This is a genomic window from Lysinibacillus sp. FSL M8-0134 (genome assembly GCF_038069745.1).
In the GTDB taxonomy this organism is placed as follows: Bacteria; Bacillota; Bacilli; order Bacillales_A; family Planococcaceae; genus Lysinibacillus; species Lysinibacillus irui.
On the sequence record NZ_JBBPAJ010000001.1, the window covers coordinates 3,574,495 to 3,596,564 of the forward strand.

General features: G+C 39.0%; 19 protein-coding genes, 1 other RNA gene and 1 pseudogene. 3 read left to right on the forward strand and 18 right to left on the reverse strand.

Annotated elements, in window-relative coordinates; all coding sequences use genetic code 11:
- Positions 1-237 precede the first annotated feature (237 nt).
- The 18 genes and pseudogenes from MKY49_RS18200 to secG form a co-directional block, all read right to left on the reverse strand.
- Positions 238-562 (reverse strand): annotated as a pseudogene (locus tag MKY49_RS18200) (transposase); the annotation flags it as partial.
- Between the two features lie 633 nt (positions 563-1,195).
- Positions 1,196-1,550, reverse strand: a transfer-messenger RNA (tmRNA) gene (gene ssrA / locus MKY49_RS18205).
- Between the two features lie 202 nt (positions 1,551-1,752).
- Positions 1,753-2,676 (reverse strand): DMT family transporter, encoded by a 924-nt coding sequence (locus tag MKY49_RS18210; protein ID WP_341386805.1) that lies wholly within the window; start codon positions 2,674-2,676, stop codon positions 1,753-1,755.
- Positions 2,677-2,884: 208 nt separating this feature from the next.
- Entirely contained in the window at positions 2,885-3,193 is a 309-nt protein-coding gene (locus MKY49_RS18215; RefSeq protein ID WP_225340455.1) for a Zn-ribbon domain-containing OB-fold protein, read from the reverse strand.
- A 3-nt stretch (positions 3,194-3,196) separates the two neighbouring features.
- Positions 3,197-4,330, reverse strand: coding sequence for a thiolase C-terminal domain-containing protein (locus MKY49_RS18220; protein ID WP_322605846.1), 1,134 nt, complete (start codon positions 4,328-4,330; stop codon positions 3,197-3,199).
- Complete coding sequence (locus MKY49_RS18225; RefSeq protein WP_341386806.1) at positions 4,327-5,808, reverse strand: class I adenylate-forming enzyme family protein; 1,482 nt, start codon at positions 5,806-5,808, stop codon at positions 4,327-4,329. Before MKY49_RS18225 ends, MKY49_RS18220 begins: the two co-directional genes overlap by 4 nt.
- 13 nt (positions 5,809-5,821) lie before the next feature.
- Positions 5,822-6,298: a PCC domain-containing protein gene (locus tag MKY49_RS18230; RefSeq protein WP_274794350.1), complete on the reverse strand. Its 477-nt coding sequence runs from the start codon at positions 6,296-6,298 to the stop codon at positions 5,822-5,824.
- Positions 6,291-7,037 (reverse strand): SDR family NAD(P)-dependent oxidoreductase, encoded by a 747-nt coding sequence (locus MKY49_RS18235; protein ID WP_312505971.1) that lies wholly within the window; start codon positions 7,035-7,037, stop codon positions 6,291-6,293. Before MKY49_RS18235 ends, MKY49_RS18230 begins: the two co-directional genes overlap by 8 nt.
- Positions 7,038-7,053: 16 nt before the next feature.
- Positions 7,054-8,379, reverse strand: a complete 1,326-nt coding sequence (locus MKY49_RS18240) for a TRAP transporter large permease (RefSeq protein WP_274794352.1) — start codon at positions 8,377-8,379, stop codon at positions 7,054-7,056.
- Entirely contained in the window at positions 8,376-8,873 is a 498-nt protein-coding gene (locus tag MKY49_RS18245) for a TRAP transporter small permease (RefSeq protein ID WP_341386807.1), read from the reverse strand. The genes MKY49_RS18240 and MKY49_RS18245 overlap by 4 nt, the downstream gene beginning before the upstream one ends.
- Positions 8,874-8,884: 11 nt before the next feature.
- On the reverse strand, positions 8,885-9,916 hold the full coding sequence (locus MKY49_RS18250) for a DctP family TRAP transporter solute-binding subunit (RefSeq protein ID WP_313470887.1): 1,032 nt from the start codon (positions 9,914-9,916) through the stop codon (positions 8,885-8,887).
- A 185-nt stretch (positions 9,917-10,101) separates the two neighbouring features.
- Positions 10,102-11,202 (reverse strand): CdaR family transcriptional regulator, encoded by a 1,101-nt coding sequence (locus tag MKY49_RS18255; RefSeq protein ID WP_322611108.1) that lies wholly within the window; start codon positions 11,200-11,202, stop codon positions 10,102-10,104.
- 44 nt (positions 11,203-11,246) lie between these two features.
- A complete protein-coding gene (locus tag MKY49_RS18260; protein WP_341386808.1) occupies positions 11,247-12,587 on the reverse strand; it encodes a (Fe-S)-binding protein in 1,341 nt (446 codons plus the stop codon).
- On the reverse strand, positions 12,574-13,989 hold the full coding sequence (locus tag MKY49_RS18265; RefSeq protein ID WP_341386809.1) for an FAD-binding oxidoreductase: 1,416 nt from the start codon (positions 13,987-13,989) through the stop codon (positions 12,574-12,576). The genes MKY49_RS18260 and MKY49_RS18265 overlap by 14 nt, the downstream gene beginning before the upstream one ends.
- Before the next feature lie 227 nt (positions 13,990-14,216).
- Entirely contained in the window at positions 14,217-14,681 is a 465-nt protein-coding gene (gene smpB / locus MKY49_RS18270; protein ID WP_274794358.1) for an SsrA-binding protein SmpB, read from the reverse strand.
- A gap of 70 nt (positions 14,682-14,751) precedes the next feature.
- A complete protein-coding gene (rnr, locus tag MKY49_RS18275) occupies positions 14,752-17,220 on the reverse strand; it encodes a ribonuclease R (protein ID WP_274794359.1) in 2,469 nt (822 codons plus the stop codon).
- A 38-nt stretch (positions 17,221-17,258) separates the two neighbouring features.
- Positions 17,259-18,005 carry an alpha/beta hydrolase gene (locus MKY49_RS18280; protein WP_313471208.1) on the reverse strand — a complete coding sequence of 249 codons (747 nt, stop codon included), beginning with the start codon at positions 18,003-18,005 and terminating at the stop codon, positions 17,259-17,261.
- A 169-nt stretch (positions 18,006-18,174) separates the two neighbouring features.
- Positions 18,175-18,402 carry a preprotein translocase subunit SecG gene (gene secG, locus MKY49_RS18285; protein WP_008173196.1) on the reverse strand — a complete coding sequence of 76 codons (228 nt, stop codon included), beginning with the start codon at positions 18,400-18,402 and terminating at the stop codon, positions 18,175-18,177.
- Positions 18,403-18,607: 205 nt separating this feature from the next.
- Here secG and MKY49_RS18290 point away from each other — a divergent pair, with 205 nt between their 5' ends.
- The 3 genes from MKY49_RS18290 (at position 18,608) to MKY49_RS18300 (ending at position 22,068) form a co-directional block, all read left to right on the forward strand.
- A complete protein-coding gene (locus MKY49_RS18290; RefSeq protein WP_341386811.1) occupies positions 18,608-19,858 on the forward strand; it encodes a DUF5050 domain-containing protein in 1,251 nt (416 codons plus the stop codon).
- A 145-nt stretch (positions 19,859-20,003) separates the two neighbouring features.
- The gene (locus tag MKY49_RS18295; RefSeq protein WP_341386812.1) at positions 20,004-21,650 is read left to right on the forward strand and encodes an alkaline phosphatase; all 1,647 of its coding nucleotides are present in this window, start codon (positions 20,004-20,006) and stop codon (positions 21,648-21,650) included.
- Positions 21,651-21,930: 280 nt separating this feature from the next.
- Positions 21,931-22,068: a teichoic acid D-Ala incorporation-associated protein DltX gene (locus MKY49_RS18300; protein ID WP_274794363.1), complete on the forward strand. Its 138-nt coding sequence runs from the start codon at positions 21,931-21,933 to the stop codon at positions 22,066-22,068.
- Positions 22,069-22,070 lie beyond the last annotated feature (2 nt).

Consider the following 22,070-nt stretch of genomic DNA (forward strand, 5'->3'; position numbering starts at 1 on the left):
TCTATCCATCCCTGTTGGGGTAAGATTTTCCCTGAAAGCAGGAGGAATAAGCGGATTTTAGTTTAAAAAGTAAAAAGTGGTAACTACTATCTTTATATTCCACAAAACCAGCTAATAGTTGTCAATATTTTTCAATAAAAATTATAAAGCGTACATGCTATACCAAAAAAGGGTATACCAAATAAGCCTTCCTTTATATAATTGGAAGGTTTTGTTTTATATGCTTAGATATGATTTTTAAGCTGTATTTTTGAAGGGTATTTCCCCTTTTAATAGGGCATAAATCCAATGTAAGAGTTTATTTACACAGGCAATTATGGCTACTATAAAAGGTTTCCCTTCTTCCCGTTTTTTATCGTAGAACTCTCTTAATTGCTTATTTCTAGGGATAATTTCATCACTTGTTTTTTGCTTACGTGCGTCTCTTATACCGCACTGTACTGCCATTAACAATGCTTGCCTTAACCCTAGAACCTCTTCTGATTTTGCGATTTATGGAAGCAGTAAACCTACCAGAAGAGTAAACGCTAGGATCTATCCCGGCGATTGCCACTAGCTTTTTAGATTTTAAAGTAATCGAAGGTTGCTTACCAGCAGCCAATTTCCTAATATCCCTTAGAAATTCTAATAAACTTCCTAAACCACCAAGAGTGTGTTTAACGATAGGGCTGACCTTTATCTAAAAAGGCTTGAACCTGATTTTCTCCCTTTGAAACATCCAGACCAACGACTGGATTCATAATCAAATCTCCACCTCTAAGAAAATACTAAATTAGTCGGTAATCCCTAAAGCTGCTTGTAATATCATAGGTTCGCTTGTTAAACGGAATCCTTCTCCCAAACAGCTTGAAACGTGTTTATACAAGTAGGGGGTGAACAGTTTTGCGGACGGGATCGAGTCTCACGTGCGATACGTCCTACCTCGACTACCGTTATAATAAGACCTAAAACAAAAAGGTCAACCTGAAAAATCTGGCTAACCCTATATTACGATCTAGCGCTATTGTAAAGGAACACATAAAACTGAAATTTATATCTATTGGGTAAGAATGATTTTGTTTAATCTTTTTTTCAAATGGCTTAAAAATGACCCAAAAGCGTTTGATATCAGTTGAAAGTTTTTGAAATAAAAAAAGCGCCAAATTCTTGATATATCAAGGAATTTGACACCTTTTGAAACTATATTGTTTCCAATGTATGGAGACGGCGGGAGTCGAACCCGCGTCCAGAAACTCCAATACTTCAGCTTCTACGCGTGTAGTTTGCCTATTTACGATTCACGTAACATTATGCCGACAAACAGGCGTCCTGTACGCTAACCTGAAATCTCTTGCCGATGACTCAGGTGGCACCATCGACCGTATCCCACTAAAGTTGGGCCCTACGTTCTCTACATGGGCGATAGAGAGGCAGAGCGCTTAAGAGCTTACGCTGCGAAAGCTAAGTTTTGTTGTTTGCCAGTTATTATATAACTGTCGTTGATGACGGAGCCGAGCCCTCCGACGCGCGACCAAAGCTTGAACCATCCCTGTCGAATCCGTAACGTCCCCGGATATAATCCGGTTATAAACCGTTCGGACAACGCTGCATAATGCAGGTTGTAAATGAACATCGTATGAGTAGATGCTCACTGGCATGTAGTACTATTATAAGATAAAGAGCTTAAAATATCAAGTAGAGACACTGAATAAGCTAGTTCACCAACTAAAACATTCTTATTAGAAGCCTAGGAAAAGTTGAGCATCTACTTTTCTAACACTCTAGTTTATCGCGATTTTTTTTCCTTTGAAGCAGTCTTTCCTCTAAATTGCTTGTGCCGATTATAACGCCTGAAATAATAATTAAACTACCGATAAATTGCTGAAGAGTAATAATTTCATGTAAAAATAAGGCCGCTCCAATTAATGCGAATACGGTATTGAAATTCACAAAAATAGCGGATTCCGCTGCACCAATGTGTTTTATACATAAGTTATATAGTGTATGTCCGATCGAAGTGGCTAAAATGGCGGACATGAAAAATACGAGCCATATGAACGGGCTGAAGGATAAAAATGCCCCGTAGCTTCGGAGGCTTGTAGCGAATGTGAAAATTAATAAGATGGATGAGCCGATAAGTAGCATCCAGCCTGTCATCAGCATCGGAGAGATAACTTCAGTGGCACGACGAATGGCGATAAAGCTAAATGCCTGCAAAAAGAATGACATAAAGACGAGGAAATCACCTAGCTGTAGGTTGGTCAGCTCAGTAATGTCGTCTACCACTGCGAATAGCACGCCAACTCCTCCAAGTGCAAAGCCAATTAATTTAGATTTTGTCATAACCGTGTCTTTAAATAGTACGGCAATGAGTGCCGTAAAAAGTGGACTTAAGCCACTAATAATGGCTGTTTTCATGGCTGTTGTTTGAACGATGCCATATGCTAAAAAGACATGGTGACAAATGACCCCGAAAAAACAACCAATGAATATGTACTTAAATGGCATCCCTTTTACATAAAGCGGCTGCTTCGTTAGCTTTAAAATAATAAAAATCGTAATAGCTGCAAGAAAAATACGCGCCGTTTGTATCGTTAATGGATCGCCATTGGAAACAATTACTTTCAACCATGTAACATTCATGCCCCAAAGAAACATAACGAAAACTAATATGGAATAAACCTTTGCATTTGCCAAGTCATCACCTCCTGTTTTATTCGATCGCAAGATAAGAAGCCTCTCTATGTTCTATGAGACAACAGGCTAACACCTGCAGCAGGACCCAAATTGAAATTTGCCTCAATAAAGGAGCATTTATAATAAGTCTAGTAGACTATTCATAGGAAAGTAGGCCGCCAGGAAAGACATCGTCTTCCAAACAGCCTACCATACTTCATCCCCTTCGTTAAGCAGTTCTCACCTTTTGATAAATGTATGTTCCATCTTTCATTTCATCAAGCTGTACGAGGTCACCGATTTGGACATTTTCTTGAATGCGCACTGTTAGCTTGGCTGTGGAATCCTTTAGCTGTACTAGTGCCACAGTATACGGTGCCAAATGGGCATATTCTGCTGGTGCAATATGAATGACCGTAAAGCTGTACACGGTTCCCTCATCTGGGACTTCTCGTTCGTTTTTGATTTCTTGGCGGCAGGTGCTGCAATACACTTTTTTCGTTACTGACTCTACACCACAGCATTCATAAACCTTCATCTGCTACACCCTTTCTAATATGTGGACAACCGAATAAGAACCAGTGCCACCTAAATTTTGTGCAAGTGCTAATCGTGGTCGTTTTTCTAGCTGGTTTGGTGCATGTCCGCGTAATTGCAGTACTAATTGGTAAAACTGCGCCACACCTGTTGCGCCAATAGGATGCCCTCTCGATAAAAGACCTCCGCTTGTATTGACAGGCTTTTCTCCGTTCACGCGCGTTTTTCCTTGCTCAATAGCTAGCCAACCTTCTAATTTCGGGAAAAAACCGAGCTCTTCAATGGCTAGCATTTCTGTCATAGAGAAGCAATCGTGAATTTCCACAACATCTATATCCTCAGGACCAACCCCTGCTTTTTCATAGGCTTGCTGACCTGATATACGAATCGCTGGTAATGATAATAAATCGATGGCATCCTGCATCATCGTTGGTCCTGAAGCCTGTGCAGATGCTACTATTTTAATATCCGATGGCTTACGAGATAACACAACTGCTGCTGCTCCATCCGTAATGGGTGAACAATCGAATAAGCCAAGTGGATCTGTAATCATGCGTGCGTTCATTATTTCTTCGAGTGTTGCTGGTTTTTGGAATTGGGCTAGTGGATTTTGTAATGCATTTTCACGGTTTTTTAATGCTAATTTTGCTAAATGGGATTTATTTGCACCTGTCTCATGGAAGTAGCGGTTGGCTACTACGCCAAAAAATCCTGGGAAGGTTAGACCCGCATAACGTTCGTTTGTCGTCTGATCCATTGCAGAGTTAATAAATTGTGTTACAGTGGCGGTTGGCGCATGCTTCATTTTTTCTACACCGACAACTAAAACGCTTTCATATTCGCCACTTAAAATACCTAAAATACCTTGTCGTAACGCAATACCACCTGATGCACAGGCGCCCTCTAATTTAGCTGTAGGAATAGGACCGAGCCCCAAGTCATTTGCTACAATCGCGCCTAGAATCTCTTGATTGACTAAGCTACCTCCCATGTAGTTGCCAACAAAAACCGCATCAATTTTTAGGTCTCTTGCCTCATCTAGTGCCTCCCGACTAGCAGTGAGCATTAAATCCTTCAATGAAGCATTTTCATTGTTACCGAACTTCGTCATGCTTACACTATGAACATATACGGTCATTGTGTCACCTCCATATGCATTTTTACTAGCTCGCGTTTTAAAATCTTTCCGTAGGAGCTTTTTGGTAGGGACTCTACTACGAAAATTTCCTTTGGCTTTTTAAAGCTTGCTAAATGTTGCTGGCAAAGCTCGATTAAGGCATCCTTCTCAATTTCTCCACGCCCGTTTGGCACGACATATGCGACAATGGATTCGCCCCATTTGTCATCTGGAATACCAATTACACATGTTTCCTTGACGAATTCATGCTTGTTTAACACTTCCTCTACTTCTCGAGGATAGATATTAACGCCACCTGAAATAATGACCTCCTTCTTGCGGTCAACGATATATAGGTAGCCATGCTCATCTAGTTTGCCTAAATCGCCTGTATGAAGCCAGCCGTCACGCAATGTTTCTGCTGTCGCCTTTTCGTTATTCCAATAGCCTTGCATAATAAGCGGACCCTTTGCTGTAATTTCACCTATTTCTCCTACTGGACATTCATTGCCCTCAGCATCCACGATTTTCACATCAACAAATGGTCCAACTCTACCACATGAATCAAGTCTAGATGGTAAATCCTCGCGTGGCATCATAGAAATGCACATCGGCCCTTCTACTTGACCATAGGTTTCTATAAATTTTGTCCCTACTTTATCTAGTGCCTCTTGTAACTTTGCAGCAGCAATGGGTGAACCTGCCATATTAATCGATTTAATGGTACGAAGCTTCTGTGGGTTGAACTGCTCGTGCTGAATCATTAGGTTGACCATCGTTGGTACTAGGAAAATGATTGAAATACGGTCCCTCTCTAATAAATGAACAAATTGCTCTGGCTCAAATTTATCGTAGACAACTTGTGTTAAGCCATAGAGCCATGCCACGTGACTTAAAAAGTTTGCCCCGTGTGTGAGTGGTGCAACGTGACCGAGCATATCTTTATAATCAACCTCACACGCCATTGCTAATGACAGAGCTCCACTGACCATATTGCGATGTGATAGCATAACGCCCTTCGGATTACCTGTCGTTCCAGAAGTATACATAATGGCCATTGTATCATTCTCATCTACTTCATTTTCATGGGACTGGCCTTTAAATTGTTTCACTACTTGCTCATACGGTTCTCCACAATTAAGAATTGGAAAATCAATTTGCAGCGGATCAATTAATGACTTTTCACCAATAATCAGACTCATACCTGAATCCTTCACCTGATAATCATGCTCTTTCGGATGCAAGCGGTAATTCAGCGGTACTTTAATAAGACCATATAAAGAAACAGCTACATCTAGCTCTATATGCTCTAATCGATTGGACATTAAGATACCTACGCGCTCTCCCTTTTGTAAGTTCAGGCTTTTAAAATATGCTGTTAGTGCATAGGCACGTTCCATTAATTCAGCATAGGAAATCGCACGGTTTTTGAATTTAACTGCTATTTTATCTGGATACGCTCGAGCTGATTTCAGTGCTAGTTGGCCAATTGTACTCATTTATCTTTCCCCCCTATTCATCAAAATGAAAAATTAGCACCCCAAATTGGTCATCCTTTCGTCTTTTCGGTATGGCCTCTTTTAATGGATAGAGTATAAATTCGACTGTGATAGCGATTTCATTTTCTCCTTCAAGAAAATGACCACCAGAAAAATGTTGATCACAATCGACAAAAGATCCATGGAAATGAATATCTAAATCATTCGTCTCCATATCTATCCCAATAAAGCCTAAACCAGAAATAAGTTCGACCGGAGATGTAGTTTGCCGTTTTGGTGAATAAACGATAGTTCCTTGCTTTTCGCCTCGCTGAACTTGGACATAGGTCGCCTGCTTTAAGGAACCCATGCATTGAAATTGCCCACCCCTGACACCAAAGTGATTGCAAACCTCTTTCATCCCTGTAAATAAATCCGTTCCTGCTTTCAATCTGCCGATAATTCTATCTGTAGGTCGGTCATACAAAGCTTGCCACCGAGAATTATCCAATACTAATCCCTCCATCTACCTTTAACACCTGAGCAGTCGCATAGCTAGCCTCCCTAGATGCAAAGTATAAGACAGCACTTGCAATATCATCAGGTGTACCAATACGCTTAATAACCTGCTGATCTAAATTGTATGGAACCCCCGTTGTAATAGCTGTTAAGGTTGCGCCTGGTGCAACGGAGTTACAAGTAATATTGAAAGGTCCCAGCTCCTTTGCTACCCATTTCGTTAGGGCAATTACCCCGCCTTTCGATGCTGCATACGCTGGGCCTGAGCGACCTGTACCATCCTCACCAGATGTAACACCACCGTTTATGCCCGATACTGAGCTAATATTAATAATGCGACCATATTGTGCATCCTTCATATGTGGGTACACACATGCCTGTGTAAACATAAATGTTGCCTTTAAGTTCGTATCCAGATCACGTGACCAGTCCTCAAATGTCATCGTTTCAATATTTTTGCGACTACATGTACCAGCATTGTTCACCAAAATATGAATCTCTCCATATTTTTCTACTGTTCGGTTGACTGTTGCTTTGACAAATTCCGCATCGCGAATATCCCCCAAACACTCTAAATAGCTATCATGTGCTAGTTTTTCAATTGTTGCCTCACATGAATTTAAGTCAACTAATACAACATGTACCCCTTGCTTTGAAAGCTGAACTGCAACTGCCTGTCCAATACCACTTGCCGCTCCTGTAACAATCGCTACATCATCTTTTAATGTCATAATCATTTCCCCTTTGCTACTTAATATTTAATAAATCTGGTAAAAATGTTGATAGAGAAGGTATATACGTTACAAGTAATAAGACGATAATCGAAGCAACAATAAACGGCACGACCCCTTTTGAAATTTGAATAATATTAGTCTTTGACATACTTGCGGCAACATATAAATTTAACCCGACAGGTGGTGTAAATAAGCCGATTGCTAAGTTAATCGTCATGAACACGCCAAATACAGCCGGATCTACATCGAGCATTAACATAATCGGAAGTAATATCGGAACGAAAATATAAAATGCTGAAATGGCATCAATAAATGCACCTGCAATTAATAAAATAATGTTGACTAGTAGTAAAATAATGATTTTATTATCTGTTAAACCTAAAACCGTATTTGAAATAGTTGAGGCAATTTGCTCTGTTGTGACAATGTAGGCAAAGACAGAGGCTGCACTTACGATAATCATTACAACAGCTGTTTGTAACGCCGATTCAATAAAAATACGGTACATCATTTTTATGTAGCCTTTTCGGTGAATGAACAGTCCTACAACTAATCCATATACAACAGCAATTACTGCCGCTTCTGTTGGTGTGAAAAAGCCACCATAAATTCCACCTAAAATAATAACAGGAATCATTAATCCAGGAAGTGCTTTAATAAATGCTTCCCACCGTTCTTTTCCTGTGCTTTTTTTCATAGCTGCTTCTACAGAGTCATTAAAAATACCCTTTTGAATATCACGTTTGCGGACATACATCCCAGCGATAAATAAACCGATCCCTACTAAAATACCTGGTATAACCCCAGCCATAAAAAGTCGATTAATCGTAATAGGGATTTGATCGCCTGCTACGACTGCAAAAATAATGAAGGCGATCGATGGGGGAATAATAATGCCAATTGCACCAGCACTCGCCACTAATCCTCCAGCAGTTTCTTTGCGGTAGCCGTTTTTCACCATTGCCGGAATTAAAATACCTCCAATTGCAGCAACTGTTGCGGGGCCAGACCCTGAAATAGCAGCAAAGAAAATCGCGACTAATACTGTTACAAGTACAATGCCACCTTTTCGATGCCCTACTAATGTTTGTGCAAAGTCAATTAAACGCTTAGAGATTCCAATATGGTCCATAATGACACCCGCTAAAATAAAGAATGGAATCGCTAATAGCGTAAACTTAGCTACACTTGTATACATAATATCCGTTAATGCTTCAAATCCTGATAGCCCTTGTGATGTAAATAGGACTACCATTGAAGCTACTGCTAAGGACGCAGCAATGGGTACCCTTAAAAATACGAGCACGATAAAGGAGCCAAAAAGTAATAATGCTGTCATACTAGCTCATCCCCTTTCGCTCCATTCTCTTCATTACTTACGGCTTTATATTCTTCGACCATCGCTTGACCTGTACGAATTAAACATAGTAATGCACCTAATGGTAAGGCAGAAGATAAAATCCACTGCGGCATGCCTAAGGCCGGTGTCGTTTGATTAATCTGCATTTGGAACAATACCATATCCATTCCGTAATAAAGCAATACTGCAAACAATACACCACTTGCTAAAGATGAAATAATTACAATCGCCTTTTTTGTCAGCTTATTCCCTTTATCGAACAACAAGGTAAAACCAAGGTGAGCGTATCTACGCACACCTAAGGCTGTACCAACAAATGTCAGTAATACTAACAGATTAACTGTGATTTCCTCTGTAAACGAAAGGGATAAATTGACTACATTGCGAGAAACAATGTTTACAAATGTAATAAATGTAATCGCTGCAAATGTAACGCTTAATACAATCTCTTCAAAGTAGTCTAAGAACTTCATATGTTTCCCCCCTATGGCGTAAACGCTTTCAGTAAATCTTCTCCCCAAATATCTGTATATTTATCATATACGGGCTGAACGACTTTTTTAAACGCCTCCAATTCCTCTTCTGTTGGCGTATAGACATTCATTCCTTTAGATTTTAAATCTTCAATTTGTGACGCTTCTTTTTCACGTGCAATTTTTACTTGATAAGCCGCTGCTTCTTTCCCTAAACGATCGAATAATTCACGGTCTGTATCGCTTAAAGAATCGTATAGCTTTTTATTCATACCTAACACTAATGGGTCATAGGAATAGTTCCATAATGTTAAATAATCTTGAACTTCCTCTAGCTTTGACGAAGCAATTACATCAATAGGGTTTTCTTGACCATCAATTGTTCCCTGCTGTAAAGCAGTAAACACTTCTGAGAATGTCATGGTTGAAGGATCTGTTCCTAATGAACGATATAAATCTGTGTACATCGTAATTCCAGGTATACGAATCTTTAATCCATTTAAGTCTTCTGGTAGTTTAATTTCACGCTTACTGTTCGTTATTTGACGGAAGCCATTTTCACCATATCCTAAAGCCTGTACACCCTTTTCAGCTAAAAGTTCTTTAAGCTTTTCTCCACCTTCCCCATTAAACACTTTATCTACCTCAGAATGATCCTTAAGTAAAAATGGTGCACTTGCCACACCAAAGCGTTGATCTAAAATCGAATAAATAATAGTAGAATTAAAAGTTAAATCGATTGATCCTTTTGCTAAGCCTTCAACAGCCTTTCCTGAATCTCCACCAGATAATTGCTCATTCGTGAACACTTCAATTTTAATGCGACCATCTGTTTCTTTGTCCATATCATCTGCCAGTTTTTTGGCTGCTTCATACCATGTGGATGAATCTGATACAGTGACTGACATTTTTAATTTATAGGACTTTTCTTTCCCTTCAGCATCAGCACTCTCTCCACTGCTACCACCACAGGCAGCTAATATTGCTGAAACGATTAAGAGCATTGCAAGAAGTAGATTTCTCCCTTTTAAAAATTTCCTCATAAAATATCCCCCTACTCTTTTTATGTTAGACTTAATAATTATTTTATAATTCCGAAAAATCTAAATATATATTCTTTGAGGATAAAAAATTATAAAATAATTGATCGATTTTTGTCTCTAACATATAAAAACCACACAAAAAGCCGCATATTAAAGTATTTAATGACAAGTTTCTCTCCTAAAACTTAAACACTCTTTCTTTTTCGAAACAGTAAAATAGCAATCATTAATTCCAATTTATTTTCATTATTATTAATATCAATATTTAAAAGCTTTTCTATTTTTTTTAGTCGATATTTTAAAGTGTTTTTATGGATATGAAGCGCATCGGCAATTTCCTGTAAACCTCCTTTGCTTTTTAGCCACATTTCTAGATTGTATATTAATTCCTCCTCCTCTATTAAAGAGCCAATGGTTCTGCAGATGAAATTGCCAACCTTTTGTTCATCGAGATCAGATAATAGTAGCTCTAATTTCAAATCCTCCTCAAACACGATCTGTCTATTTTCAACAGCAACCGTTAGCGCAATACTTGCTTCATTGTAGGATTCATTTAGTGCAAAAAAGGAATGTGAATTGCCAACACCTATAAATATTTCGTCATCATAGAGCTTTACAAGCTTTCGGTTAAATGAATGCAACGTTTGCTCTAAATGAATTCGAGTGACCTTTGGTACAAGCAGAACGAGCTTATCAAAGCTCCATTGAAAAATATGTAGTTGAGGATGGATTATTTGAATTGCACGCAAATAATCCATCCCCTTTTCATCAATTCTCCTATTCAATTGAATAATAATCACTCGATCATAAAGATCCGTTTCAATATTTAGCATTTCAGCTCGTTGCTCTAGTAGTAATTGATTTACCTGTCCATTTAATAAATCTAGTAGGAAAAGCTCAAACATTTTTGTCTCTCGTTCTTTTTTACGGTGCATTAAAAAATCTTCAACAAAAAACTGTGTAATTTTCTGGACAAGCTTCCCATATTTTTCGATTTCAAATGGTTGTCCAGTAACACCAATTACTCCAATTGGTGTATCCTCAATCACTAATGGCATGACGAGGCCCTCCCGCACACCCTTTAATTGTGCTGAAAGCTCCTTCGTCATATGCATAACTTCTTTGTTTTTCATCGCTATTAATGCACCTTCATGAAATTGATTCATCCTCGACATGTCTGTGCTGGCGATAATAAATCCGTTATGATCGATTACAACGACATGTTGATCAATTAGTTCTCCAAGCTCCCTAACAATCTTTGTTCCAATAATTTGTAAATCAAACATTGTGCCACCTCCATAGAGACTAATATACTGATTATACTGAAAATTTAGTATATTTTAGATATTTTACTATAGTTTTCTATGCTCTTGTAGATAAAATCAACAATATGTGCGGCTTGCATGCTTGCTTCTAGCTTTTCTTTATGGATACCAGATTGAATTTGCAGCAAGCAACCTGGATTGGCTGTGACAATCACTGTAGGCTGTATCGCCTTAATCGTAGCCATTTTTGTAGTTAAAATATTTCCTGCTGACGCAGGCTGCAATAAATTATATATTCCTGCTGAACCACAGCATGTATTGGCATTTGACAGCTCTTTAAAGTGCACATTCGGTAGGGCCTGTAAAATCATTCTTGGCTCATTGAAGACTTTATTAACATTGCGTAAATGGCAGGAATCCTGATAGGTTACAAGAGTCTTGTTTTCTTGCTGTGGCAAGGTTGCTAAATAATCCAGTAGCCCAGCTTTGACAAGCAGGCTTGAAATATCAATTGTCTTCTCTGAAAATCGAACTGCTTTTTCACGATAGCGTTCATCACTATGTAAGTGCTTTTCATATTCCTTTAAGAAAGCACCACAACCACCTGCATTATTAACAATATAGGTATAATCATCTGAATCAAATAACTCTACATTACGAATTAAGTTTTGCTTACCACGCTTTAGCTCACCACTATGCCCATGGAGAGCCCCGCAGCAACTTTGATTATCTGGAATAACGACATCAACACCAAGCATTTGTAGCAAGGACACCGTTTTTTCATTTGTTTCCTTATAAAGTGTATCCATTAGACAGCCTGTAAAAAAGGCCACCTTCATCGAAGCCGCTTTTACCTTCTTTAATGGCTGTACCTTTTTAGCTACGGGTGGTAAAGATGCCTCCATTGTTTTTAAATGCTTTGGGAATAAATTTAAAAAGCCAATTTTCCGTACAGCTTTTTGTAAACCTGTTTTTTGATAAAGATGCATTAGACTAACTGCATGCTCCATATTTTTTTGCTTGACGAAAAGATGATTGAAAACAATTTTTCTTGTCGTTTTTTCTACGAAGGTTGACTGCTTCACCTCTTGTACGGCTTCACGGGTTTGCTCGATTAAAGCACCATACTGTACACCAGCTGGACATGCCGGCTCACATGCGCGACATCCTAAACATAAATCGAATGATTGTTCTACAGATGCATCGAAAGGTACAATCCCGTCACGTACTGCCTTCATTAAGGCAATGCGTCCACGTGGTGATTGTGCTTCATCCTGCTCCATGTGAAGATATGTCGGACAGCTTGGCAAACAGAAGCCGCATCTCATACAGTCTAGCAATAGATTTTCATCGACATGTGTCTGGAAGGATTGCTGCATTTGCTGTTGTACGTTAGTTACCACCATGTACCACCACTCTTTTCTTCGTTTCTTTAGCAAAGACTTTACCAGGATTCATAATATGGTTAGGATCGAAAGTTTGCTTAATGTTTTTCATTACATTGATACCGATAGGACCAATTTTCCATTCTAAATAAGGTGCTTTCATTTCACCTACACCGTGCTCCCCTGTAATCGTGCCACCTAGTGACAGTGCTGCCTCAAAAATTTCTGCAAATGCCGCTTCTACACGATGCATCTCCTTTTCATCTCGCAAGTCTGTTAAACATGTAGGATGCAAATTTCCATCCCCTGCATGACCAAATGTGGCAATATTGACATTGTACTTTTCGGATATATCATTAATTCTCATCACCATTTTGGCCAGCTCTGATCGTGGTACTGTGGCATCCTCTAAAATAACTGTCGGTTTTAATTTTGCTAATGCTGATAATGCGACACGTCTTGCTGTTTTAATTTGCTCCGCTTCCTGTGCATCTTTTGCAATTTGCGTAAAGAGAGCTCCATTTTCTTCAGCGATTCGTACCATTTCTTTGACATCTTGTTCTACTTGATGCATTTCACCATCCTGCTCAAGTAATAGCATTGCTTCTACATCTGTTGAGAGTCCTATTTTCATATATTGCTCGACGGCGCTAATTGTTTTTTTATCAAGAAATTCTAGCGTTACGGGAATGATTTTATTGGCAATAATACTAGAGACCGTTCTCGCTGCATCCTCTAAGGATTCAAAGTATGCGATGCTCGTCATTTTATATTGTGGCAACGGAATAAGCTTTAAAGTAATCGCTGTTACGACACCCAATGTTCCCTCTGCTCCAACAAATAATGATGTGAGGTCATAGCCCGCTACGTCCTTTGCTAGTTTGCCACCTGTTTCTAAAATATCCCCGTTTGGTAAAACAACTTGTAGACCTTTGACATAATCCTTTGTTACACCATATTTTAAGCCACGCAAGCCACCTGAGTTTTCACTAACATTGCCACCAATCGTAGAAATTCTCATGGAGCTTGGATCAGGAGGGTAAAATAAACCATGTGCTTCGACGAATGTACAAAGATTCTCAGATATAATGCCAGGCTGGACTGTAATCGTTAAATTTTCCTTATCGAAATTTAAAATTTGATCCATTCTATTAAATAAAATCACTACGCCCCCATCGTAAGGCACCGTTCCTGCTGCAAGATTTGTTCCAGAACCTCGTGGAATAATTGACATTTTATATTCATTACATACTTTAATTACCTCAGCAATTTCCTCTGCATTCCCTGGTGAAATGACAAGATCAGGTAAGCGCTGAAAATTTGCCGTTGCATCATAGGAATATGCTAAAAGCTGTGCAGTTGATCTTTTAATGTATTTTTCACCAACAATGTGCGTAATTTTTTCGATAACTGTTTTATTCATAAGACTCACCTCGAAATGAAATATGTAGTTACTACAATTTTAATTGTTGGAATTTTCTAAACATATGTCTTGGAAGATAAAAAAGGGGATTATATTTTAATTTTTTTGTGTTATAGGACCAAAAAAGAAGCTGTTGGATAAATCCAAACAGCTTCTAAAAAGGTTTTGCTTCAATGTAAAAAGCAGATGAGAAAGTTCGGCACTTGCCTGCTTTCTCATCTGCTTTGTTAACGCTGACGTTCCTTAAAGACACGTTCCATTTCGCGTTTTGCTTCTTTTTTGCGCATGTCGTTACGCTTGTCGTAGTCTTTTTTCCCTTTGCCGACGCCGATGAGGAGCTTGGCGTAGCCGTCCTTGATGTACATTTTTAGTGGGACGATTGTGTAGCCGTCACGTTTTACAGCACCGACTAGCTCGCCGATTTGCTTTTTGTGGAGCAACAGCTTACGGGTACGTAGTGGATCGTGGTTAAAGCGGTTGCCTTGTTCGAATGCGCTCACGTGCATATTATTGATCCATGCTTCGCCATTACGGACACGAACAAAGGAGTCTTTAAGTTGGACTTTGCCTGCACGGATAGATTTAATTTCTGTGCCTGTTAGTACCATGCCTGCTTCAATTGTCTCTTCGATGAAGTAGTCATGGCCTGCTTTTTTGTTTTGTGCTAATACTTTACCAGTACCTTTTGCCATATTTTCACCCTCTACTTAAAAGGTTGAGCTTGAGCGAAAGCATCCTCAACAAGGATACTTTCGCTCATGCTTATTTACGTTTTGATTTTTTCTTTTTGCCTTTTTTAGCAATGCCTTCATAGAACTTTTGCTTTTGTTTCACGCGTTTTTTAGGTCCAGGGCTTGAGTCATCTTTGCGGCGTCCACGTGGATCACGGTCGCTTTCACGGCGTTCACCTTGTTTGCTGCTTCGACTTCCTCTTTCTTCCTCTTGGCGTCGGCCTCTTCGACTACCACCACGACTGCCTCGTTCCTCATCACTGCGTGTACTTCTGCGACTGCTGCCACCTTTGTTATCACTGTAATTTTTTCGTGCATGGATTACAGTAGGTGCTGCTTTGCGTGTTCGTCCATATGAAGTTACCATTCCAACGATTTCAAAGTCAATCGATGACTCCTCAATAATGACATTAGCCACACGAACGGTCACCTCATCACCAATACGGAATTGGCGATTCGTTCGTTCACCGATCATAATCATTTGACGATCATCGAAGCGGTAGTAATCATCTGTCATATTGCTAATATGGACAAGTCCTTCAATCGTGTTTGGTAGCTCCACAAAAATACCGAAGTTTGTAATCGATGAAACAATTCCTTCGAATTCTTCGCCAATTTTGTCGGACATATATTGTGCTTTTTTCAGAGCGTCTGTATCACGTTCTGCATCAACAGCACGGCGTTCGCGTTCAGATGTGTGATCAGCAATTTCATCCATTGCCATACTCCACTGGGCAATCGTTTCTCTAGATGTATCCTTATTAATTATATACGTACGAATTAAACGGTGTACGATTAAGTCAGGATAACGGCGAATTGGTGATGTGAAGTGTGTATAGAAATCCGTTGATAAACCAAAGTGACCAAGGCTTTCTGGATAATATTTTGCCTGCTGCATCGAGCGTAATAGCATCGTTGAAATAACAGGCTCCTCAGGCATCCCTTCAATTGCTTTCAATACATCCTGTAACGCTTTTGGATGGACGGTATTACCCGTACCTTTAATTAAAATACCGAAATTCGTGACAAATTCAAAGAAGCGTTGAAGCTTTTCAGGCTTTGGATCTTCGTGAATACGGTATAGGAACGGTACATTCATCCAGTGGAAGTGCTCTGCTACGGTTTCATTGGCAGCTAGCATGAAATCTTCAATTAATTTCTCGGCTACTGTACGTTCACGTAATTCAATATCTACAGGCCATCCTTCTTCATTTACAATAACTTTAGATTCTTTAAAGTCGAAGTCTATAGCTCCTCGCATTTCACGTTTACGACGTAAAATATTGGAGAGCTCTGCCATGTTTTTAAACATTGGAACAAGTGGCTCATAGCGTTTAATTAGCGCCTCATCCTGCTCCTCTAAAATCTTGTAAACGTCCCTATACGTCATACGTTCCGTCGTTTTAATCACACTTTGGAAAATTTCATGTGAAATCACATTACCATTCGCATCAATGATCATTTCACAGGATAGCGTTAAACGGTCAACCTGTGGATTTAAAGAACAAATACCATTCGATAATCGATGTGGAATCATCGGTATAACACGGTCTGTTAAATAAACACTTGTCGCACGGTCGTAAGCTTCAAGGTCAATAACCGAGCCTTGCGTTACATAATAACTTACGTCTGCAATATGTACGCCAAGCTTGTAAGTACCATCGACATTTTTCGTTACGGTAACCGCATCATCCAAGTCCTTTGCATCTGCACCATCAATCGTCACAATTGTTTCATGTCGTAAATCACGGCGACCTTCTAAATCAGCCTCTGTAATTTCATCTGGTACACGTTGTGCTGCAGTGATGACTTCATCTGGGAATTCAGGTGGAATGTCATGCTTATATAATATCGATAAAATATCCACACCTGGATCATTTTTATGGCCTAAAATTTTTGTAATATAGCCGGTTGCGGATTTTAAATCCTCAGGCCATGTCGCAACCTCAACAACAACCTTATGTCCATCGACAGCTCCTAATGTATCCCCTTTAGCAATAAAGATATCCATTGGTAGCTTTTTATCGTCTAGGACAACAAAGCCGAAGCCTCGATTTGCTTGGAATGTCCCAACAAAGCTTGTTTGACCACGTTCAACGACCTTTGTTACAGTACCTTCGCGACGATCTCCGAATGATTCCTTTAAAACACGAATTAAAACGATGTCTCCATTAATGGCACCATTAATTTCATGTGGTGGAATGAACACATCGTCCATGCCCTCAATATCAGGCGTTACAAAGCCGAAGCCCTTCGCATGCCCAATAAATTTACCTCTTAGTAAATTCATACGCTCTGGTAGGCCATAACGATTGGAGCGTGAACGAACAACTAAGCCTTGTCCTTCCATGCGGACTAATGTTTTTACAAGCTCCTTAAATTCCTCCGCATCCTCAAAGCCGAATTCTTCCTCGATTTCACCAACAGTTAATGGTTTATAATCATCTTGACCGAAGAAATCGAGTAAACGACTTTGTAGTGTATCTTTTTGGTCTTTCATACATATTCCCTCCTTCATGAGAAAATCCTATTTATAATTTATTGTGCCCAATTTAGGCTTTCTAAAAAGCGATAAATGTCTTCATGTAATTGATCTTTTTCTTGATCTAGTGTAATAACATGTTTTGAGTTTTCATACCACTTGATGTGCTTTTCAAGTGACTCAGTTTGATTATATATAATGTTGGCAGATTCTGTCTCTATTACCTCATCATTTGTAGCTTGAACGACAAAAATTGGCGCATAAATCATGTCTATTTCTTGTCGCGTACGTGCAATAAATTCACGTAGCTCCTGTAGTGACGGCATGCCCTTTTCAGCAATGAGCGAAACTTCTGCTTCAATTTGGTCATCCTGTTTCCCTTGGAATTTCTTATATTCTCTAGCGTATTTCAAAACACCCTCAAACATAACGTCTGTTGTACGCATTGTCATGGGTGCACACATTGTGACAATTCCTTTTACAGGATTATTTAATGCAACGTTTAATGCCATAACACCACCTAATGAGAGACCTGCAACAGCAATTTCCTGATAGCCAGCATCCTGTAACTGTTTGTAGGCGGCTACGACATCCTGCCACCAGTCTGCTGGACCTGTTGTGATCAGTTCCTCCGGCTCCACACCGTGGCCTTTATAGTGAGGTGCTAAAGTAGTATACCCTTTTTTCTCTAAAAATCTACCAAGCATACGCACGTCTGCAGAGCTGCCTGTAAAGCCATGTAATAGTAAAACGGCACGTGGTCCTGCTTGAAAGAAAAATGGCTGTGATAATGATTTGTTCATTGTAAGCACTCCTTCATCTAAACACTCATTTCTACTATACCCATTATAGTCATCTCCATAATGCTAAGCGATTGATAATTTGGTTAGTAGGTTACAGAGAGATTCTTCCATTAAGTTATGATAAAAGAAAACGCCCAACCAATTAGGTTAGGCGATATATCTTCAACTATTAGATTTTTGTAATAGCGATTGCTAGAATAAAGAATAGTATAGCTAACACAATTGTTGCACGGTGAAGGATTAAATCCATACCACGTGCTTTTTGCTTTCCAAATAGTTGCTCAGCTCCACCCGAGATGGCACCTGATAAGCCTGCACTTTTACTAGATTGAAGTAATACCACAACGATTAACGCTAATGATACGATAACTAATGAAACTAATACTACTGTATGCATTCACTGCACCTCCCGAACTTTGAAACATCACAACAGACTATATTATAACAAAAAAAGGTTGCCATGACAAACTTAGCTTTACGTTTAACAGTTTTTTTCCGCTTCATGCCCCTCTACTTGTCGACTTTTGCTACTATTAGTGGATATCGCCAACCCTCTAATTAGATTATAATGGAAGAAATGAAATTTTCTCGGAGGAAAGAACTTGAATAAAAAAATAATAACTCTTCTTTTATTATGCTGTATGATTCCCTTTCTTACAGCATGCTCAAAAGCTATAGACCTGCTGCTTGAAGAAGAGGATGACACAACTACGACGTTAGCAGAAGAAACAAAAAATGATGTGAAGCAGCCAGAGAGTAAAGCATTATCCCCCTCTTTTTCGCCTACAGACTTATTCTCAACATCTTTATTTAAAGATGATCCCGCATTATTACAATTTACCAAAAGAGTCGAGAAGCAAGTGGCAACATTTGAACAGCGCTTTCAAGTCCCTTATACAGGAAAGCTAGATTTTGAGGATTTTGAGGTTCAACTAAATGATTTAAATAGCTTGCTTACCTTTGTGGACCCCTATACAGCCGGTTATTTTCTTGACTATGAATGGACGGCTTGGGAAATCGATGATGGCTATTTAGTTGAATTATCGATTGATTATTTAACAGATGTCAGGAAGGAGCAAAAGGTTGATCACTTTGTAGAAGCCTTTGCTGACAAGCATATTACGAAGGGAATGACAGATTTCGAACGAGCTAAAATCATTAATGATTACGTGGTGCAACTAGCCACGTATACAGAAGAAGGCTCGACGGAAGGACAGACGGTTTTTGAATTGATTAGTGAAAAAACTGCGGTATGCCAGGCCTATGCCTTACTTGCTTACCGTTTATTAGTAGCATCAGGTCTTGATGCAAAATATGTATACGGCTATAGCGAGGATCAACTACATGCGTGGAATTTAGTTAGTGTCGAAGACCAGTGGTATCATCTTGATACAACTTGGAACGATGTTGACTCTGATGAACCCTATGCGATTTCTTACGAGTATTTTTTAGTCAATGATCAAAAGCTTAGCCAGGATCATTTATGGGTTGCTGAAAACTATTTTGCTGCTACTAGTAATGATTATGATTTTATGCATGATATGTGGTATGCCAATACAGTTGCTGATGTGATTTATTATAATAGCATGAAAGATAATATGGTTTATTCCTATAATTTAGCGACCAATGAACATAAAAAGATAACTGAAACAGCTTGTTATTATTTAGCGACTTATCATGACTCCATCTATTGCAGTGATTATGACAACGCTGGTTATTTAACAAAAATTAAAGTCGAGGACGGCTCTGAAGAAATACTAGTGGAAGATGAAGTCCTTAATTTAACGATCCAAGATGGTATTTTATATTACGAAACGATCGACGGCTCACAGCATCAACAAATACTTCAATAAAATCTGTGTGATGTTCACACAGATTTTTTTCTTTCTTCCTATGCCACCATTTACAGTATTACTATATTTTATTAACAAATTTTTAACGCTAGCTTTACACCCTTCCTTTACACTTACAATTGAATTCACCAAAAGGAGGAAAATCATGAAATACGCTAAAAAATGGACTTCATTGTTTCTAGCAAGTGCAGTAACTTTATCCGCAGTGAGTATTCCACAGCAAGAGGTACAAGCAGCTGATGTAAAGAAACCGACAAATGTCATTATGCTTGTGATGGACGGAAGCAGTAATAATGCTGTAACCCTTTCTCGCTGGTATAAAGGTGAAAGCTTAGCAATGGATGAAATTTTATCAGGTGCTATGCGCACGTATTCTGCAGAATCAGCCATTACCGATTCTGCGCCCGCTGCTACTGCTTTAGCAACTGGCCATAAATCGAACGATAAATATATAGGTGTGCTTCCATCGGTGGTTAATTCACCTGGATTAGCACAAATTACTCAAGAGGATGCTTTCAAACCTGTAGCGAATGTGCTCGAAGGAGCTAAACAACAAGGAAAGGCTACCGGATTAATTTCTACATCTGAAATTCAACATGCTACTCCAGCTGGTTTTTCAGCACATGTTAATAATAGAAGTCAATATGGGGATATTGCTGAACAGCAAGTCTATCAAAATATTGATGTTGTTTTAGGTGGAGGGCTAGAATCGTTGTCACCTGGCACATCTAAAAATGCCCGTAAGGATGGCGAGGATTTACTAAATGTACTGAAAGACAAAAATTACGATCTCGTTCAAACTCGTGATGAGCTAGTGAATAGTCAGTCCTCTAAAATTTGGGGAAGCTTTGCACCAAGCGCACTCGCCTATGATTTAGATCGTGCTAAAACGAGAGCATCTGAGCCTACACTGGCTGAAATGACTAATAAAGCGATTAATACGCTAAAAAAGGATGAGGACGGCTTCTTCCTTTTTGTTGAAGGGAGTAAGGTTGACTGGGCGGCACATGCCAACGATACAATTGGTATTATTAGCGATATCTTATCGTTTGATGATGCAGTAAAAGAAGCAGTTGATTTTGCAAAGGAAGATGGCAACACATTAGTAATTGCTGTAACAGACCATGGAAATAGCGGAATTACGATGGGGAACGCCAACACAACGAGCACCTATTCAAGCATTCCTGTCTCTGCTTATATTGATCCATTGAAAAAAGCTTCGATGACTGTTGAAGGTGCACTAAGCCAATTAAAAGAAGATCGCTCTAATTTAGTAGAGGTGGCTGCCCTTTATGGATTAGATCAGTTAACAGAGGATGAACTAACGACATTAAAATCTGCAAAAGACTTAGGCAGTGAGTTGGTTAAGATGTTAGCAAATCGCGCGAACATTGGCTATACAACAGGTGGTCATACAGGGGAAGATGTGTTTTTATATTCATTCGGACCTTCTAAATTGACAGGGCTAGTTGAAAATACGGATCTAGCTCATACGATGGCACAATTTATGGGCTTTGACTTAAATACACTAACAAATGATTTATATGTCCCTGCAACAAAAGCATTTACGGATAAAGGCTATACGACAAAAATCGATTTATCGGATAAAGAAAACCCAATATTTATTGCTCAAAAAGCAGATGTAACTGTGAAAATTCCAGTCAATAAAAACACAATGATTTATGAGGAAACATCCACAAATACTGCAAAAACACATACATTTGATACAATTAACGTCTATAATGGCTCTGAATTCTATGTATCTAAAAAACTGATCAATGCAGTGAAATAAAAACAAAGGCGCGAACATAAGTTGAGATTATTCCCTTATGTTCGCGCTTCTTTTACATAAAAACAACCACCCATAATTGTCCAAACTAAATACCTTCCCCCGGAACCTTAAATTTACCTTAATTTTATCTTATGATTTACTGAATTCACCTTAATTCAGCAACATTTTTCTCCACATTCCGTCAAATCAGTGTTAAAAACATAAGGTAAGGATTTTTAACTAATAAATTACTATTTTTTGAAAGTTTAATCCTATACTTTTTTTCATTGGAGGTGGACAAATGCAATCCATCAAAAATAACGAACATCTGCGCTTTATTGGCATGACGCTATTTTATTTGATCGTTTTGGTACTGCTGTTTCTTATACATGGCTTCCATGATATGAACGCTGGACCATTTATATATACGGAATTTTAATA